The sequence below is a fragment of the Mesorhizobium sp. M0052 genome (assembly GCF_040323255.1).
Classification (GTDB): domain Bacteria; phylum Pseudomonadota; class Alphaproteobacteria; order Rhizobiales; family Rhizobiaceae; genus Mesorhizobium.
In genome coordinates this window covers 177,501-196,433 of sequence record NZ_JAMYUS010000001.1, presented here as the reverse complement: position 1 = coordinate 196,433, position 18,933 = coordinate 177,501, and the positions used below count along the sequence as shown (strand labels likewise).

9 protein-coding genes, 1 tRNA gene and 2 rRNA genes (1 of these 12 cut by a window edge) are annotated in these 18,933 nt (G+C 62.7%); 6 read left to right on the top strand and 6 right to left on the bottom strand.

The features are described 5' to 3' along the window. Positions 1-215 precede the first annotated feature (215 nt). The 5 genes from NKJ77_RS00920 to NKJ77_RS00900 all read left to right on the top strand — a co-directional run bounded on the left by NKJ77_RS00920 (position 216) and on the right by NKJ77_RS00900 (position 14,671). Positions 216-12,437, top strand: a complete 12,222-nt coding sequence (locus tag NKJ77_RS00920; protein ID WP_352533952.1) for a beta strand repeat-containing protein — start codon at positions 216-218, stop codon at positions 12,435-12,437. A 118-nt stretch (positions 12,438-12,555) separates the two neighbouring features. Continuing rightward, entirely contained in the window at positions 12,556-13,062 is a 507-nt protein-coding gene (locus NKJ77_RS00915) for a phage tail protein (RefSeq protein ID WP_031196049.1), read from the top strand. 12 nt (positions 13,063-13,074) lie between these two features. After that, on the top strand, positions 13,075-13,596 hold the full coding sequence (locus NKJ77_RS00910; protein ID WP_023832999.1) for a phage tail protein: 522 nt from the start codon (positions 13,075-13,077) through the stop codon (positions 13,594-13,596). 9 nt (positions 13,597-13,605) lie between these two features. Continuing rightward, positions 13,606-14,133, top strand: coding sequence for a phage tail protein (locus tag NKJ77_RS00905; protein WP_023686661.1), 528 nt, complete (start codon positions 13,606-13,608; stop codon positions 14,131-14,133). 10 nt (positions 14,134-14,143) lie between these two features. After that, positions 14,144-14,671: a GNAT family N-acetyltransferase gene (locus NKJ77_RS00900; protein WP_023833000.1), complete on the top strand. Its 528-nt coding sequence runs from the start codon at positions 14,144-14,146 to the stop codon at positions 14,669-14,671. A gap of 15 nt (positions 14,672-14,686) precedes the next feature. On the opposite strand, the gene NKJ77_RS00895 is transcribed toward NKJ77_RS00900, so the two are convergent. After that, positions 14,687-15,265, bottom strand: coding sequence for a 2OG-Fe(II) oxygenase (locus tag NKJ77_RS00895; RefSeq protein ID WP_023733650.1), 579 nt, complete (start codon positions 15,263-15,265; stop codon positions 14,687-14,689). 72 nt (positions 15,266-15,337) lie between these two features. Then, a complete protein-coding gene (locus tag NKJ77_RS00890) occupies positions 15,338-15,607 on the bottom strand; it encodes a DUF6916 family protein (protein WP_023833001.1) in 270 nt (89 codons plus the stop codon). Positions 15,608-15,845: 238 nt separating this feature from the next. On the opposite strand from NKJ77_RS00890, the gene NKJ77_RS00885 reads away from it, so the two are divergent. Beyond that, a complete protein-coding gene (locus NKJ77_RS00885) occupies positions 15,846-16,634 on the top strand; it encodes a SapC family protein (RefSeq protein ID WP_023833002.1) in 789 nt (262 codons plus the stop codon). 45 nt (positions 16,635-16,679) lie between these two features. Here NKJ77_RS00885 and NKJ77_RS00880 read toward each other — a convergent pair whose 3' ends face one another. From NKJ77_RS00880 to NKJ77_RS00865, 4 genes are all read right to left on the bottom strand, one after another. After that, on the bottom strand, positions 16,680-16,904 hold the full coding sequence (locus tag NKJ77_RS00880) for a hypothetical protein (protein WP_023833003.1): 225 nt from the start codon (positions 16,902-16,904) through the stop codon (positions 16,680-16,682). Between the two features lie 49 nt (positions 16,905-16,953). Further along, positions 16,954-17,030, bottom strand: a tRNA-Met gene (locus tag NKJ77_RS00875). Positions 17,031-17,319: 289 nt separating this feature from the next. Then, positions 17,320-17,434 (bottom strand): 5S ribosomal RNA (rrf, locus tag NKJ77_RS00870). 201 nt (positions 17,435-17,635) lie between these two features. Then, positions 17,636-18,933 (bottom strand): 23S ribosomal RNA (locus NKJ77_RS00865) (it continues 1,504 nt past the right edge of the window).

Sequence of the window (18,933 nt, the reverse complement as noted above, 5' to 3'; positions counted from 1 at the left end):
GCCGAGCCTGGCGGGGAAGCCAATACGGTACATGAGCGCCGGCTAAATTACTGTTGCTGGATTACCACAATAAACAACTTTGAAATCTTGTACGTGTAAAGCAAACAATCATGCTCGCTATACACTGGGATTCGGATAGTATTAGCGACGGATCGTGTACTCGTCGGGGTTCGCAAGGGATGGAGACGACCGAGAAAACTCGGCAGATCAATGACATGGCGACGCACGGAAGAAGCTTCCGGGCGAATAGCAAGTATCGCCGGTCAGGTTTTTCCAGGCATCTCTGGAAGACGACTGCGCTGTCCACTCTGGCACTTGCCCTTACCGGCATAGCCGCCCATGCCGGCGACACCGGACTGTGGCAGCCGCAGGTCCGCGCCATCATCGGCGCCAACAACAATGGCGGCAACACGGCGATCGAGGGTTTCCTGCCGCTGAAGCAGAACCTCGAATCCGTTCTCTTTCTCGATGTGCGCTCGAAATACGATTTCGACGACGGCTTCGGCCAGGACGTCGGCCTCGGCGTTCGCCGCATCGTGAATCCGGATCTGATGATCGGCGGCTACGCCTATCTCAACATCCAGAACCACGACAGTCACCAGTTCGTCGCCTCGACGCTCGGCCTCGAGGCCATCACCTCAAAATACGATGCGCACGTAAACGTCTATCTGCCGATCAGCGGCGACCGCAGCACGGCCGGGCAAGAGTCGAGCCTGTCGCTGGTCGGTCATCAGCTGATCGAGCAGATATCGGCCATCGCCCACCGCGATTACGCGGCCTGGGGCATCGAGGGCGAGGTCGGCGTTCAGGTGCCGCTCAACCTGCCCGAGAACCATTCACTGCGTTTCGATGTCGGCGCCTACCATTTCGGCGATCCCGACGGCGACGACGGCAGCATCACCGGCGCCAAGGCCGGCCTGGAATATTCGATCGGCGACGTCATCGGCAAAGGCACGTCGCTGACCTTCACCGGCGAGGTGCGCAACGACAACCGCGATGACACCCAGTTCGCCGGCAGCATCCGGCTGACGGTGCCGCTCAACGCTTTCGACAAGGGCTCGTCTTCGGCCGATGACGGCGCCGAGCCGGTCTATCCGGTCAGCCCCGGCCTGCGCAAACGCGTCAACGAGCGCGTGCGTGGCGACATCGGCGTTCGCATCGAGAGCCAGGACAAAGTTACCGGCACGTCGACGCGGGTGGCGATCAATGCCGCCACCAACACGGCATTCGGCCAGTTCTTCTTTGCCGATGGTGACAACGACGCGCTCGGCCTCGGCACGATCGGCGACCCGACCACGCTCGACAATGCGGTCGCCGGCGCCGGCGCGAACGGCGTCGTCGTCGCGCTCGGCGGCAAGGGCAACATTACGACAGCCGGTGTGACGCTCGCCAACGGCCAGACCGTCATCGGCGGTGGCGGAGGCGTCCAGGCGCGGCTCGTCGACGGCAGCATCGGCACCTACAATTTCGGCGGATCCAACGGCACCCTCCAGGGCACCAACCCCGCCAACAACGTCCTGACGCTCGCCAACGGCAACACGCTGAGCGGCATCATCATCACAGGCGGCAAGGACGGCATCCTCGGCAACAACATCACCGGCGCCACGTTGACCAACGTCACGGTCACCGGCGCCGGCGGCCACGGCGCCGACTTCACCGGTACATCGACCGGCGTCAATGGCTCGAACTTCACCGCGACCGGCAACGGCCTCGACGGACTGCACATCGAAGGCGACGGCACCTATAACTTCACCGGCACGACGCTGCTGCAGGGCAATGGCGACGACGGCCTGGATATAACCGGCCACGGCACCTACACTTTCGCCACCCTCAACGCGCTCGACAACAACGATGCCGGCATTACCGTGAAGGGCACCGGGATCGCCGGCTCGATCACCATCACCGGCGGCCAGGTGTCGGGCAACAAGGCGCTCGGCGACGACGGGGTCGGTGTCTTCATCGATCCGATCACCGCCCATATCGTGCTGGATTCGATCACCCAGACCGGCGGCGCATCGGGCGTCGTGCTCGAGAATCTTTCGGGCAGCTTCACCGTCAACGGCGCGACGACGATCTCGAACACGACCGGACCGGCCATCGCGATCACGGATTCGCCGGCCGCGATCCGCTTCGGCGACATCGACATCATCAATCCCGGCTCGGACGGCATGGTGTTTGCGGGCGCCAACACATCGATAATTGCCGGCAACATCGTCATTGCTGGCCTCGGCTCCGGCGTCGGCCTCGATTTCTCCGGCAGCCAGACCAATTTCAGGGCGCAGTCGCTCAACATCACTGGCACAGGCGCCGCCGGCTCGATCGGCATCGATCTGTCTTCGCCGAGCGCGGGCGGGGCGACGATCGTCATCACCGATGGCGGCGCGATCGCCAATGTCGATACCGGCGTGCGCTTCGGCATTTCCGGCTCGCTGGCCAATTCGGCCAATGCCCAATTCAGTTTCGGCGGCGGCTCGATTGCCGGCATCACCGCCTCGCTCGACGCGCGGGGGCTCAACCAGACGCTCGGGCTCTATGCTTTCGGCTCGACGACCTTCAGCGGCCCGCAGCTGTTCGACCAGCAGAATGTGATTTTCGTCGGCGCGACCGCGACCGGTTCGGGCACCGGATCCTCGCTGCTCGACCTGGCGACGGTCGCGACGGCCGATGCCAATACCGACGGCACCGCGATCTTCGTGCTGGTCAATCGCGGCACGGACATAGACGATGCGGACGGCTTCTCGCTGAGCGCCGGCCAGACGCTGGCTTCGTTCGGCAATGGCCGCACGTTCTCGCTCGGCGGCATCCCGATCAATGTGACGGGCGACAATGTCGTGCACAGCAGCACCGTCTCCGACGCCGGCGGCGCAGCCACGCTGACCAATAGCGGTGCCGGCGACACGGTGACGCTCGCCAACAATACCTCGCTGCTCGACTTCAACCTGTCCAATACCGGTGGCGGCAACGCGGTTCACGGCAGCGCCGTCAGCAATGTCACAATGACGGGCCTAGCCGTCAGCGGCGCCGACCTGAACGGCTTGCTGTTCGACGGCACCAATACCGTTGCCGCCACCAACCTCAGCTCGACCAACAATGGCGGCGCCGGCTTGTCGATCCAGGGCGACGGAACCTATTCGTTCAACGGCACGACGACGCTGTCGAACAACGGCACCGACGGCCTGTTGATCAACGGCAACGGTACCTACGGCTTGGAGACGCTTGACGCCAAGGTCAATGGCGGCAGTGGCGTCGACGCCACATCGACGGGCGCCGGCAAGCTGACGACCACTGGCGGAACGATCTCCGGCAATGGCGGCAACGGATTCAGCGCATCCCAGATTGGGCTCGATGTCACGCTGACCAGCCTCAACCAGATTAGTGGCGGGACCGGTGTCGGCCTCACGAACGTCACCGGCAGCTTCGATATCTCCGGCTCGACGGCGATTTCGAACGTCGCAAACGGCATTGTCATCCAGAATAGCTCGGCAACGGTAGGCTTTGGCGGCAATGTCACGGTCACCGCTCCTTCTGGCTCTGGTATCATACTGGCTGCCAATTCCGGTGCCATCACTTTCGGCGATGTCGCGATCGACCAGCCGGGCCAAAACGCGATCGACATTTCCGGTACGAACGGCACGATCAGCTTCGCCAACATCGACATCACCGGCCTGCCGACCGGCAAGACCGGGCTCGACCCGTCGGGCAGCCAGTCGACCTTCACCGCCACCTCGCTCGACATCACCGGCGCCGGCACTTCGACCGGCATCGACCTTTCCGGCACCACCGGCGGCTCGGTGACGATCGGCACCGGCGTCATTTCCGCCGGCACCGGCGTCCAGATGGGCACGCACGGCGCGCCCGGGACCAGCGCCAACACCACCTTCTCGTTCGGTGCCGCCGGCGGCGCATCGATCACGGGGACCACCGCCTCGCTCGACATGCGCGGCCTGCTGGCCGGCAACGGCACCTATGCTTTCAACGCCACCCATCTGGTCGGCCCGCAGCTGTTCGACACCGCCAACGTCATCTTCGTCGGCGCAGCAAACACCGGAACCGGCTCCGGCGCGAGCGTTGGCGACCTTATCAACGCCGACGCCGCCGACGGTCTGACGACCGACGCCAACACCATCTTCGTCCTTGTCAACAGCGGCGCTGGAACCATCAACACCGATGCCGACGGCTTCACGCTTGCCGACGGCCAGCAGATCGTCTCCTTCGCCAACGGCAACACCGTCGCTCTCGGCGGGCCGCCGGCCAACGTCACCGGCGCCGAGGTGGTTACTTCGGGCACCCAGGTCGATCCGTTCGGCAATGGCGCCGCCACCCTCAACAACTCGGCCGGCAGCACCATCGATCTCGCCAACGGCAACCGCGTCGCCGACCTCAGCGTCAGCAATGCGGGTTCGGGCTCGGCGATCAACGGATCGAATGTAAACGCGGCCACCATCACCGGGGTGACGATCAGCAGCGCCGTAACCGGCATCGACCTGACCGGCGCAACGGGTGCGATCAACATCACCAACACGACGATGGGCGGCGTCAGCGGCACTGGCCTGCTGGCCAGCAACTTCGGCGGCACCGGCACCTTCAACAATTTGGACATCACCGGCGCCGGTATCGGCGTCAGCGTCACGGGCGGTTCCACGGGCACGCTGACCTTCGACAATGCGAGTTCGATCGCCGGCACGACGGGCACGGCGCTCAGCATTCTTGGAGCAACGCCTAACCTCACCTACAACGGCACCATCAATCAGACGAGTGCCGCGAGCGCGGTCATGATCAGCGGCATGACCGGCGGCTCGGCCACCTTCGACGGCCAAATCACCGCCAGCACCGGCGCGGCCAACGCCATCGACCTGACCGGCAATGCCGGCGGCACGATCAATTTCACCGGCGGGCTCGACCTCACCACCGATGGCGGCCTTGCCTTCAGCGCCATCAATGGCGGCACGCTCACCGTCACCGGCACTAACACGACCGCATCTGGGCTCGGCCCTGTCGAAAACGGCATCCATCTCGGTGGCGCCGGCGGTTTGACCATCGGCGCAGGCGGCGTCATTTTCGACAGCGTCACCGTCGACGGCTCAGGCGGCGCCGTGCAGACCGGCATCCTCATCGAAAACACCAGCGGCGGCAGCGTCACCTTCGGCGCTGTCGACATCAATCGCGTCAATGGCGACGCCATCCGCCTCACCAACGTGGCCAACGCCGTTACCTTCAATGGCACGACGACGATCGACACGGTTGTTGGCGGTGGCCCGGGCTTCGTGGTGCAAGGGAGCGCCGCGACGCTCAATGTCAACAATCTGGTGACGACGCTGGTTTCGGGCGACGACGTCAGCCTGACCAACAACACCGGCACGATCAACATCGGCGGCACCATCACCAATTCCGGCACCGGCAACGGCGTCGTGGTTTTTGGCGGCAGCGCCGCGATCACGGTCTCGGCCAACATCTCCAGCTCGGCAACAGCACCAGGCACGGCGGTCAAGATCGACGGCACCATCGGCGGCTCGGCCCAGTTCAGCGGCAGCGTCACGTCGACCGGCACCGGAAATCTGTTCGCCATCGGCTCGACATTGCCCCCGGCAGGCGGTGCGTTCAGCTTCACCGGCCCGACCCTGTCGGCGAACGGTGGCGGCGGCGCGGTGGTCGGTGGCCTGATCGGCACCGCAACGTTGAATGTTACCACCCCGCTATCGATCACCGATGCCTTGGGCACCGGCCTGTCCGTCTCCGGTGTCGCGAGCACCGCATCGGCAACCTTCGGGGCGGTGACCGTGACGGGCGCCGGCGGCATCGGCATCAACATTGTCGGCAATGCCGGCACGGTGACCTTCGGCACGACCCAGGTCAAGCTGGGCACCACGAGCGGCACTGCCGGCATCAACTTCGCCGGCACCAACAACGATGTCAGCTTCGGCACGACCACCATCGACGATGTCGGCGCCAACCAGACCGGCATCGACTTCAGCGGCTCCTCGACGACGGCCGATTTCGGCCTGACGACGATCACCGGCCTGGGCGACCTGACCTCGCGCGGCATCGACCTGTCGTCGACCACCGGCAACAAGGGCATCACCTTCCTGCAGGGCTCGAAGATCGACAATGTCGGCATCGGCGTCGAATTGTCGTCCGGCCAGACCACGGCGACCTCCGCCAATGCCAACTTCACCTTCGGCGACGGCGATTCGACCGACGGGCTGGAATCCTTCATCATCGCCGCCGCCGGCGGCTTCACCGTCAACACGGTCGGTCTCGATCCGACGCTCGGCAACTACGATTTCGACGACGTGTTCTTCACCGGCAGCGCCAACCTCGCCACCGCGCCCGGTTCGGTCACGCTGGTCTCGCAGTCGGGCGGCTTCATCGCCGCCGGCACGACCGGCAATCTCAGCATGGGCGTCAACACCATTTCGCTCGCCGCCGCCGATGCGCTGACCGGCACGCAGAACTTCGCCTTCGTCGGCACGATCAATCTAGGTGCCACCGCCTTCACGCTCGATTCCGGCCAGACGATCACCGGCTTCGGCAACAGCAATGTGGTTTCGACCGGCACGATCCAGCCGGCCAACGTCCAGGGCAATCTCGGCGCCACCGGCGGCAACATCACCGGCGACGAGGCCGTGGTCAGCGGGACGGCCAACCTGATGCAATTGCTCGGCGACAACGCCGTGCGCCACACCGCTTTCGACTTCAGCAGCGCGACCGGTGCCGCATTCCTCGTCGATCAGAGCGCGGTCGGCTTCAGCAATGCCAGCGGCATCACCATCGAAGGCGTGACGATCAGCAACGTCGCCGCTGGTCAGACGGCCATCCAGGTCGCCGGCCTCAACGGCAATCTGTCTATCATCAACAACAACATCAACGTTGCCGGCACGCTGCTCGACGTCAACGGCGGCAGCGGCACCATTTCGGTGTCACGCGGCATCCTGCCCAACAGCGCCACTCCGGGAACGCTGACCGGTGGCGGCATCAATATCGCCAACCGCACCAGCGGCGCGGTGACCTTCACCGACCAGGTGACGATCACCGGCGGCAACGGCGTCTCGATTTCGGGCGGCAGCGCGGCAGCTGCGGTCAACTTCAATGGCGGCCTCGACATCACGACATCGCTCGCCACCGGCCTCAGCCTTTCGGGACTGAATGTCCTGACCGTCGCGAATGCCGGTTCGACGACGATCAACGCGACGGGCCAGACAGCGCTGTCGCTGCAAGGCACACTCGGCGCCGGCGGCGTCAATGTCGACAGCATCACCTCGAGCGGCGGCACCAGCGGCATCATCCTCAACGGCGTCACCGGGGCGGTGAATGTCTCCGGCGCGACCAGCATCACCGGCACCAGCAGCTTCGGCATAGACGTCACCGGCGCCAACACCGGTACGTTCACCTTCGGCGCGGTGACGGTCAACAACACCGCCACGGCCGGCGGCGGCATCCATGTGGTATCAGGCACGGTCAACGTCACCGGCCTCGCCAACATCGATACGACGAGCGGCGTCGGCCTGTCGCAGAGCGGCGGCACGACAAGCTTCACCGGCGGTGTGACCATCGACACCACCTCCGGCACGGCCATCGTGGGCACCGGCGGCACGATGGGCATCACCGCCACCGGCGGTGCCGAGACGGTAAACTCGACCCTCGGCCAGGCGATCAGCCTCTCCGGCGTCGCCGACAGCATTGCGCTCGACTCGACCTCGTCGGGCGGCGGCACCAACAATGTCAGCCTGGCCAATGTCACCGGAACAGTCAGCCTCGGATCCGGCGCATTGAGCGGCGCTTCGGGCGTCGCATTCCTGGTCACCGGCGGTGCTGCGACCGTCAGCTATGGCGGCACGGTCACCAAGACCACCGCCGGCAAGATCGTCGACATCTCCGGCGTCACCGGCGGCACGGTCACGCTGTCCGGCGCGCTCAGCGCCACCGGCGGTTTCGACAATGGTGTTTATGTCCACGGCAACTCCGGCGGGACCATCACTCTCGGCGGTGGCACGAAGACGCTGACCACTGGCGCCAATACGGCGGTCGACTTGACGACCAACACCGGCGCGACGATCAACTTCGATACGGGTGGCCTGGTGATTACCACCACCTCCGGCACGGGCTTCAACGCCAGCAGCGGTGGCACGGTCAGCATCGGTGCGCTCCTCAGCGACAACAGCATCACCACGACGGCCGGCGGCACCGCGTTGAACCTCAATGGCGTTACGATTGGCGCTGCGGGCATGAATTTCGACAGTGTTTCGGCCACTGCCGCCGCAACCGGCATCTCGCTGAACAATATCGCCTCGTCCGGCGGCGGCGCCATCATTCTCGGCACGGTCAACCTGCAAGGCATCACCACGCGTGGTGTCGATGTTTCCGGCACGCTTGGCGCGGCGCTGTCCTTCAACGATCTCGACATCGGCCTGAACAGCACCACGGGCGTGGCCTTCGACCTCAACGGTGCCACCATCAATGCGGCGGTGACGGCCAATGACTTCGATGTCACCAATGCCGCCGCCGCCGGCACCTCGATAGGCGTCGACCTGCGCGGCGCCATCGGCGGCCAGACGGTGCGCCTCGGTGATGCCGTGGTCGGCGGCGCCAGTTCCAGCATTGCCGGCGTCAACACCGGCGTGTTCCTCAACAGCGCCACCAACCTCGCTTTCACCTATGGCGACGGCGAATCGGCGACCGACCAGCTCTCGACCATCGGCGCCAATGTAGGCATCGATGCCTCCAGTGCGCCGGTTGCCGGCACCTACAATTTCCAGGATGTGAACTTCCAGTCGGCTCCCGGCCTGGGCTTCGGAGTCGGCAAGGTCTATTTCGTCGGCGCGTCCGCGACCGGTGACGGTAGCGGTCGCGACCAGAACAATCTCGCGACGCTGGCCACCGCCGAAGCAGCAGCCGTGGCGACGGACATCCTGGTTCTCGTCAACGATGGCGGCACCATCACCGCGGCAGGCAGCAATGGCAACGACACGCTGGCGCTCGCCACCGTCGAGCAGGTGCGCGGCTTCGGCAACGGCAACATCAATCTGGCGCTGACGGTGCCCTCCACCATCCAGCTCGCCAGCAACAGCATCTCGATCATCGACCAGACGCCCAATGGCGCCGCGACGCTGACGACGAGCGCCGGCAACAATGTCATCACGCTCGGCGCCAGCGGCAACATCATCGACGGCTTCATCCTGAATGGCAGCCCGGCGGGTGCCGCGCGTGGCGTCAAGGACAATGGCGCGGGTGCTGCGAATACCGTCATCAGCAACATGACCATCAGCAATTTCGCCACGCAGGGTATCGAGATTACCCCGTCGAACAGCACGACGATCAACAACGTTACTTTCTCCGGCAACGCCAGCGATGTGTGGCTGAACGCGTCCAACACCACCATCACCAACGTCACCAGCACCGGCGCCACCGGCATTGCCTTCAGGCTCGACAACACCGTCGGCACGACGACGCTGACCAACGTCAACATCACCACCGCAGCGACCGGCACCGGCATCGCCTTCGGCGGCGCGTCGGGCGCTGGCGGCACGATTGCCGGTATCAATGTCGATATATCGGGCGGCAGCGGCCTTTCGGTGACCGGCGGCAACGCGGTGATCAGCTTCGACGGCGCCAGCTCCATCATCAGCACGTCGGGCGCGGCGACCACGATCTCGACCCGCGCTGGCGGCAGCTTCACCTTCGCCGGCTCGGTGATCGCCAACGGCGCTGCGAGCGGCATCAGCATTTCCGGCGCGACGGCGGCCAATACGGTGAGCTTCACCGGTACGGTCGATCTCGGCACCACGACGCCGATGACCGGCACCGCAGTCGCAATCAACAACGGCGCCACGGCCTCGACCGTCAGCTTCGCAAACCTCGACATCGTCACCAACGGCACCACCGGATTCAGCGCCATCAATGGCGGCACGGTCAATGTCACGACCGGCACGGTGAGCTCCACTTTCGCGCAGGCGGTCAACCTCAACGGCATCGCCATCACCACCGGCATCAATTTCACCTCGACCAATTCGACCGGCGGCACCAACAACGTGTCGCTGACCAATGTCACCGGCGCCGGCACTGTCAGCCTCGGCTCCGGTGCGCTCGGCGGCGCGACCGGCGCGGCCTTCCTGGTCACCGGCGGCTCGGCCAATGTCAGCTATGCCGGCTCGGTCACCAAGACCACGGCCGGAAACGTCGTCAGCATCTCCACCCGCACCGCCGGCACCACGACATTGTCGGGCACTCTCAGCGCCACCGGCGGCGTGGCCAACGGCATCCTCGTCAACGCCAACACCGGCGGCACGATCAACTTCTCCGGCGCCAGCAAGATACTGACCACCGGAGCCAACAATGCCGTCGACCTGACGGCGAACACCAACACCGCGGTCAACTTCACCGGCGGCGGCCTAGCCATCACCACCACCTCCGGCACCGGCTTCAACGCCACGAGCAACGGTACTGGCACCGTGACCGTTATCGGCTCGGGCAACACGATTTCGACCGGCAGCGGCGTCGCGGTCAACCTTGACAGCGTTGCCATCGCGGCGGGCGGCGTGACCTTCGCTTCCACGAACAAAGGCGCCGGCGGCACCAGCGCCGTCATCCTCGATACCGTCACCGGTTCGGGAGCGATCGACCTCGGCACCGGCGCGCTGGTGGGCGGAACAAGCGCCGTGATCCGTATCGGCGATGGCCTAGGCACCGCCAACAGCGGCGGCACGGCGGCCTTCACCTATGCCGGCGCGATCACCAGCGGCAGCACCGGCCCGGCGGTCAACATCCAGGATCGCGCCCTGACCGCCGGCAACATCACCCTGTCGGGCAACATCACGCATAATGCGGCGGGCCAGATCGGCATCCTGCTGGACGACAATGTCGCCGGCATCATCACCTTCTCCGGCGCGTCGAAGTCGATCACCTCGACCACGGCGGCTGGCGTCAGCCTGAGCAACAATACCGGTGCGACGATCAACTTCACCAATGGCGGGCTGGTCATCGCCACCACCAGCGGCGCCGGTTTCAATGCCACCGGCGGCGGCACGGTGACGGTGCAGGGCACCGGCAACACCATCGCGTCCGGCACGGGCACGGCGCTTAATGTCGCCAACACGACGATCGGCGCCGGCGACGTGACGTTCAGGAGCATTGCGTCAAATGGTGCAGCCAACGGCATCGTGCTCAACAACACCGGCACCAGCGGCAATCTGGTGGTGACCGGCACCGGCGCGACGGGGGGCAGCGGCGGCACGATCCAGAACTCGACCGGCGATGGCGTCAGCCTGACCGACACTCAGGATGTCAGCTTGAGCAACATGATCATCAGCGACAATGCGGGCAACGGCATAAAGGGCCTGCGCGTCAACGGTGTGGTGCTCAACGGTCTGACCCTGAACAGCAATGCCGATGCCAACACCGAGTCCGGAATCCTGGTCAACGAACTTACCGGCAACGCCTCGCACGTCACCACGTTCACCAACCTTACTGTCTCGAACTCTTTCACCCACAATGTGCAAGTCATCAATTCCGGCGGCACGTTGACGAACCTTGTGGTGAGCGGCGGTACGTTCTCGAACAACGGCGCCTCAAACAATGCCGGCAGCGACTTCATCTTCGAGGCGGACGGCGCCGGTGTCGCCGGCGCGCCGACGATGACGCTGACCGTCGACGGCGCAACCTTCACCGGCAACAACGCCTATCCCGGGCCGGGAGTCATCCCTGGAACCGGTCTGTTCGTCATTGCCAATGACGGTACCGTCAACGCTCACATCGGCGAGACCACGGGAAATCTGTTCAACAATCTGAACAACGGCATCAACCTCACCCAGAGCAGCAATTCCGGCGCCGGCACGGGCGGCAATCTGAATTTCACCGTCCGGAACAACACCGTCACCAACAGCGACTCGACGGCCATCAATGTGTTCAGCAGCGGCGACCTCGCACGGACGCTTGACGGCACAATCGCCAACAACGTCATCGGTACGCAAGGCGTAGCAATCTCGGGATCGCGAACCGGCTCAGGCATCCGGGTCGGCCATGAAAGCCTCGGCGTCGCCAAGGTGCTGATCGACAACAACATCATCCAGAGCATCGGCGTTAACGCCATAAGCGCCGGAGAGAGCATCGACGTCACGCAGGTCGTGCAACCGGGCACAGTGCACGCGACAGTTACCAACAATACCATTCGCGACAATGCCGAGAGCCGCGGCATCAGGGTCTACGCCGTGTTTGCCGGGGCCATCATTAATGCCGACGTTCATGGCAACGTCATCACCAACGTCAACAACCCCAATGCCATCGCCTTCCTCGCCGACGGTATCGGCGTTAACGACGGCACGATCAACCTACCGCAGGCCAACGATGCCGGTATCGAAGCCGCCAATGGCGGGGCAACGGCATCGGAGGACGCCCGAACGTTCTTCAGCCAGCCGCTGCCACCGCTGCCTGCCGCGACACCGTAGTCAGCAACCTTGGATTTCGTCCTAGGAAATATATTTTATGAATCTGATATCGACTTGTTGTCTTACTTAGGCATAATACAAGAATTCAGACAGTAAGCGGCCAACGGAGGGGACGGGGATGAGTGAGCCTTATTTAGGTGAAGTCAAGATCATTTCCTGGAACTATGCACCGCGCGGCTGGGCATTTTGTAACGGCCAGTTGTTGCCGCTTAACCAGAACCAGCCATTGTTCTCACTTCTTGGCACCAGGTACGGCGGCAACGGCCAGACAAATTTTGCCCTTCCGGATATGAGGGGACGTGCGCCGGTTCATACGGGCGGCCCTATCGGTACAATTGTCGGCGGCCAGGGCGGCGAAGAGTTTCACACGCTCACGCTCGGCGAAATGCCGACACACAACCATTTCGTCAATGCATCGAACACTGCCGGCAACGTCAACAATCCATCCGGCGCCCTGTTGGGGGCGAACGCCAGCCCGATCTATCAGCCGCCTGGCAGCGCGGTGGCTATGGCGAAGGAAAACATCACTTTCGTCGGTGGCGGCCAGCCGCATGAGAACAGATCGCCCTATCTCGTCTTGAATTTCATCATTGCCCTGCAAGGCATATTCCCGTCGCGAAATTAAGAGGACGCTTCGATGAGCCAACCTTTTGTCGGCGAGATCAGGATGTTCGGTGGCAATTTCCCTCCGAATGGCTGGGCGTTCTGCCAAGGCCAGTTGATGCCGATCTCCGAGAACGAAACCTTGTTCAATCTGATCGGTACGACCTATGGCGGCGACGGGGAGGAAACATTCGCCCTGCCCAACCTCGCATCCCGCACCCCCGTCCATGCTGGTAAGGGCCCGCTGGTCAGCCAGACCTATATCATCGGAGAACTGGGCGGGGTCGAATCCGTCACTGTTTCAACCCAACAAATACCGAACCATTCCCATACCTGGACCGGTTCGTCGAATATCGCCAAGAATCCGGGTCCGTCCGGCGGTGTCCTGGCGACATCGAGCCTGCTGACGCCCTATGTGGGTATCGCACCTGATGGCAACATGGCCGCCGGAGCCATTTCGCCGGCCGGCGGCAGCCAGCCTCACGACAATATGGTGCCGTTCCTCGCCGTCAGTTTCATCATCTCGCTATTTGGCATCTTCCCCCAGCAAAGCTAGAGACTTGCCATGACCAATCCGTTCGTTGCCGAAATTCGAATTTTTGCCGGAGATTTCGCCCCGACGGGGTGGGCGACCTGCGATGGCCAGCTCCTGCCAATCTCGCAGAATACGGCGCTGTTTTCGCTGCTGGGCACAGTTTACGGCGGCGACGGCAAGTCGACCTTCGCGTTGCCGAATATGGCTGGTTCCGCGCCCATGGGGCAAGGACAGGGCAATGGCTTGTCGGAGCGGTTTCTCGGCGAGACGGGTGGCGAAACGTCCGTCACCCTTCTGCAAACGGAAATGCCGCAACATAATCATTTTGTCGCGATATCCACCGAGAGTGGCGCCCAGGGAACTCTTACCGATGCGGTTGTTCTGGGGAAGTCGGGGGGCGGAACGCTGTATCAGAACAACACTTCGCAAAATCTGGTCCAGATGGACCCCCAGGCACTGAGCATAACGGGCAGTACGTTGCCTCACAACAACCTGCCTCCCTATCTGGCGATGACGTTCATCATTGCCATGCAAGGCGTTTATCCGGCGCGTCCGTAAGCGCCACTCCATGATCCAGCTTCCGATTGTGGACAACGGGCCTGTTATATTTTGCTGGGTGCGCGCGGCGCGGATTGATCTGACGTTCCGCCCGATGGCGGACGCCGATCTGCCGTTCCTGTCGGCGCTCTACGCCTCGACCCGCGCCGAAGAACTTGCCGTCACGCCGTGGAGCGACGCGCAGAAAACGGCGTTCCTCGACATGCAGTTTCAAGCGCAGCACGCGCATTACCAGAAATACTATCCCAACGCCGACTGGCTGGTGATCGAGCAGGCAAGGCAAGATATCGGTCGCCTGTATATCGAGCGCTCGGCGAGCGAGCATTGCATCATAGATATCGCCTTCCTGCCGGCGCATCGCGGCAAGGGGTCTGGCGGTGCGTTGCTCGCCGATCTCATCGATGAGGCCGCCGCCGTCGGCAAGTCGGTCTCGATCCATGTCGAGAAGAACAATCCAGCGCGGCGGCTCTACAAACGTCTCGGCTTCACCGTTGCCGAGGACAAGGGCGTCTACGACCTGATGATCCGTTCGCCGTAAGGGCCGTGCCGGTCGTCACGTGCCGCGATACCAGGAGACGATGGTGAAACGTTCGTTGCGCGTGACCGGGGTGACTTCATGCGTCGTTTCCGAACGAAAGGCGACGAGAGAGCCCGGCAACGCGGGCATGGCAACGCGCAGGCCCGGGCCGCTGTAAGGCCCATGCAGGACCAGCGAGCCGCCTGCATAGCTTTTTGGCGAAGGGTTGTCCGATTGACGGTTGAGAAAGATCACCGCCGAGATCTTTCGGAACCGCGACTCGTCGTGAATGAGCGGCGTGTTGCCATCCTGGTGCGGCACAAAGAAATCGCCTTGCCGATAGTGAAGGAACTGAGGTTTCTCGACCTGGCCGAGCAGCAGCCCGAAATGCCGCTCCAGAGCCGCCTTCTGCTGCGCCAACAGGGCACTCACTCGCTCTTCAGTGGCCTGCGAAACATCGGCGCGCACGGTCTTTCGGATCTCCGGCCATGCCATCTTCTGGTCGGCACGCCCCAGCAGGCCGGCCGGACGGCCCACGGCCGCCCGAATTTCCGCGCACAGTGCGCTACACGCCGCTCCGTCAAATACGTCCGCAATCTCGATATAGTCGATCATATGTCGAGCCGCCGCGCTGCCAAATCGCCCTGATGGCCGGAGCGTCCCAGTGGCCGATCCGGTCGAAAAAAATCAGTTGAATACCGCCTCGTAAAGCCGCCCTGCCTCATCGGCAGCGATCGGCACGATGAAGATCTCATGGGCGCCGCTTTTGCCGTTGAACCGATAGATAGCCTGCGGCAGCGCCGCGTCGCGCGGCCCCCTGAACAGCAGCGTGAAGCCACCGCCGTCGCGCGGGCTGTTGGCAATGGGCTGCACCGCGCTCAGTTCCAGCGTGAGCGTCTGACCGCCGGCTTCGACGGAAAAGCTCTGCCCCTGCTCGAAATCCGAAAGCGATGCCATGCGCCTGCCCTGGTTCGTCTGTCTTTCAGACGGCTGTCTTGAGATGTCTATCCCGTCAGCCAATGTCGCTGCTTGATGGCATGCTGTCTATAGAGCTTGATCTCCGGAAGTAGAAAAGAGCACGATCGAACAACGAGGTAGATTTATCCCGCTAATGTCGGGGTAGATCAGTCGTCAGCGCGTTGCGCCCTCGCCGCCGCTGGCCTAAACCGGAGTGCATAAGAGGAGAATGCCAGGGATGACCGATGCGAAAACGGACCGGGCGGAAAGCATGGCGGCCAATGCGCTGCCGCTGTTCTACAAAAAGCCCGAGGCGCTCAATCCGCTGCGGCACGGCTCACTCGGCCTTACGGCGCGTGCCGATTTCTCCTTTGCCCGCACCGCGCACGCAATCCCCGTCGTCGCCTCGGAAATGCCCGCGGCGATGCGCTCTTACCCCATTGTTTTCATCGGCGACGCCAAGGCGCCGGTCATCATCACCGGCCTGCGCCAGGACCAGAACCTGTTCGTCGGCGCCGACGGCAAATGGGCGGAGCCGCATTACATTCCCGCCTATGTCCGCCGTTACCCCTTTATCCTTGCCGATGAATCGAAAACGACCGGCCGCCTGACGTTGTGCATCGACCGCGCCAGCGAACGCGTCGTCGAGCAGACGCCTTCGTCCAAGGGCGGCGACGAGATCGCGCCCTTCTTCGACGGCAACGAGCCGGCCGAGCCCTCGAAGCAGGCGCTCGCCTTCTGCAGCCAGTTCCAGACCGACTTCAATGCGACTCGCGCCATGATCGACAAGATCGACGCGCACGGCCTGTTCGCGCCGCGGCAGAGCAAGGTGACGCTGGAGGGCGGCGAGACCCTCAACCTCACCGACTTTCAGGTGATCGACGAGCCGGCCTTCAACAAATTGAGCGACGAGGCGTTTCTCGATCTCAGGAAATCCGGCGCGCTTGCGCTGCTCTATTGCCATCTCGCCTCGGGCAACAGCTGGACCTCGCTGGTCTTCCAGGCGTCATTGCGGCGAGCTGGCTGACGCGGCCCGCGACGAAAAGCTTCGGCAAGGCGCGGGTTGTTTAAATCAACGGTTCGCGCCTTCGTACGACGATCTCTCCGCCGCTCGAATCATGCTGTTGTCGTGCAGATCGCTTGCCATGACGGGCTGGCGAACTCCCAATGCTCGACGTGTAGCTCTCGCCGAAATGCGCCGAGGCGGCATCACCCCCCGGTTCGCGGACCTATCAATAAAGTCGAGCACGCCAGCCTTGCTGCCCTCCTCAATCGTTGAATAGTCGGTCGCGGCCATCGATCACGGTCCGAACGCAAAAAGCCCGCGTGAAGCGGGCTTTTTTTGTTGGTTGCGGGGACAGGATTTGAACCTGTGACCTTCAGGTTATGAGCCTGACGAGCTACCGGGCTGCTCCACCCCGCGTCACCTCCAGGGCAAGCTCTTGCTTGCTCCGGACTCTCCAGGGCAAGCTCTTGCTTGCTCCGGACTCTCCAGGGCAAGCTCTTGCCTGCTCCGGATCTGAAGCAAGCGTTTGCTTGCTTATCTGGACGTAAGCCTGGGCCTATGAACAGGATGGCTTACAGATAGGTATATGGCTGACCAAATGAAAGGGCCGCTTGCGCGGCCCGTGATCCCTTGGCGGGCCTTTTCGTAGAGAGAAGATTTCAGTTTCATCCGGTTTGCGGATGAGAGTTCAACGTGCGTTTTGCAGACCTGGCAGCGACCTACTCTCCCGCGTCTTGAGACGAAGTACCATCAGCGCTGGAGCGTTTCACGGCCGAGTTCGGAATGGGATCGGGTGCAGCCGCTCCGCCATAACCACCAGGTCGGCAAAACGCACGTTATATCGAGAAGCTGTTTTTTCGTGCCAAGGCGACGTTTGTGTTTTGCTTTCGGGCGCAAGCCCGCAAGCGCGACTGCGCGTCGCCGGTTTTCCGGCGCCCTCGCGGAGCATAGGCCCTGTAAGGGCCGCTCATGCGTGAGCGCTGGTCAGATCATCGTGTTCACGATGAGCATAAGGAATGAGAACGATCAAGCCGATCGAACTATTAGTACCGGTAAGCTTCAAGCGTTGCCGCTCTTCCACACCCGGCCTATCAACGTGGTCGTCTTCCACGGTTCTCAGGGAATACTCGTTTTAAGGTGGGTTTCCCGCTTAGATGCCTTCAGCGGTTATCCCGTCCGGATATAGCTACCCTGCTATGCGGCTGGCGCCACAACAGGTCCACCAGAGATCCGTCCATCCCGGTCCTCTCGTACTAGGGACAGATCCTTTCAATATTCCTACACCCACGGCAGATAGGGACCGAACTGTCTCACGACGTTCTGAACCCAACTCACGTACCGCTTTAAATGGCGAACAGCCATACCCTTGGGACCTGCTCCAGCCCCAGGATGCGATGAGTCGACATCGAGGTGCCAAACAACCCCGTCGATATGGACTCTTGGGGGTCATCAGCCTGTTATCCCCGGCGTACCTTTTATCCGTTGAGCGATGGCCCTTCCACGCGGGACCACCGGATCACTATGACCGACTTTCGTCTCTGCTCGACTTGTCAGTCTCGCAGTCAGGCAGGCTTATGCCATTGCACTCAGCGAACGATTTCCGACCGTTCTGAGCCCACCATCGCGCGCCTCCGTTACTCTTTAGGAGGCGACCGCCCCAGTCAAACTACCCACCATACATTGTCCCGGACCCGGATAACGGGCCGCGGTTAGACATCCATAGTAATAAGGGTGGTATTTCAAGGGTGGCTCCACCTGAGCTGGCGCCCAGGTTTCAAAGCCTACCACCTATCCTACACATGCCACTACGAATGCCAATGTAAAGCTATAGTAAAGGTGCACGGGGTCTTTCCGTCTAACCGCAGGAACCCCGCATCTTCACGGGGAATTCAATTTCACTGAGTCTATGCTGGAGACAGCGGGGAAGTCGTTACGCCATTCGTGCAGGTCGGAACTTACCCGACAAGGAATTTCGCTACCTTAGGACCGTTATAGTTACGGCCGCCGTTTACTGGGGCTTCGATTCAGAGCTTGCACCCCTCCTCTTAACCTTCCAGCACCGGGCAGGCGTCAGACCCTATACGTCGTCTTGCGACTTCGCAGAGCCCTGTGTTTTTGATAAACAGTCGCTACCCCCTGGTCTGTGCCACCCTCCTCTACTTGCGTAGAAAAGGGTCACGCTTCTTCCGAAGTTACGCGTGCAATTTGCCGAGTTCCTTCAGCATAGTTCTCTCAAGCGCCTTGGTATACTCTACCTGACCACCAGTGTCGGTTTCGGGTACGGTTTATAAGGAGGAGCTATTTCCTGGAACCGCTCCGC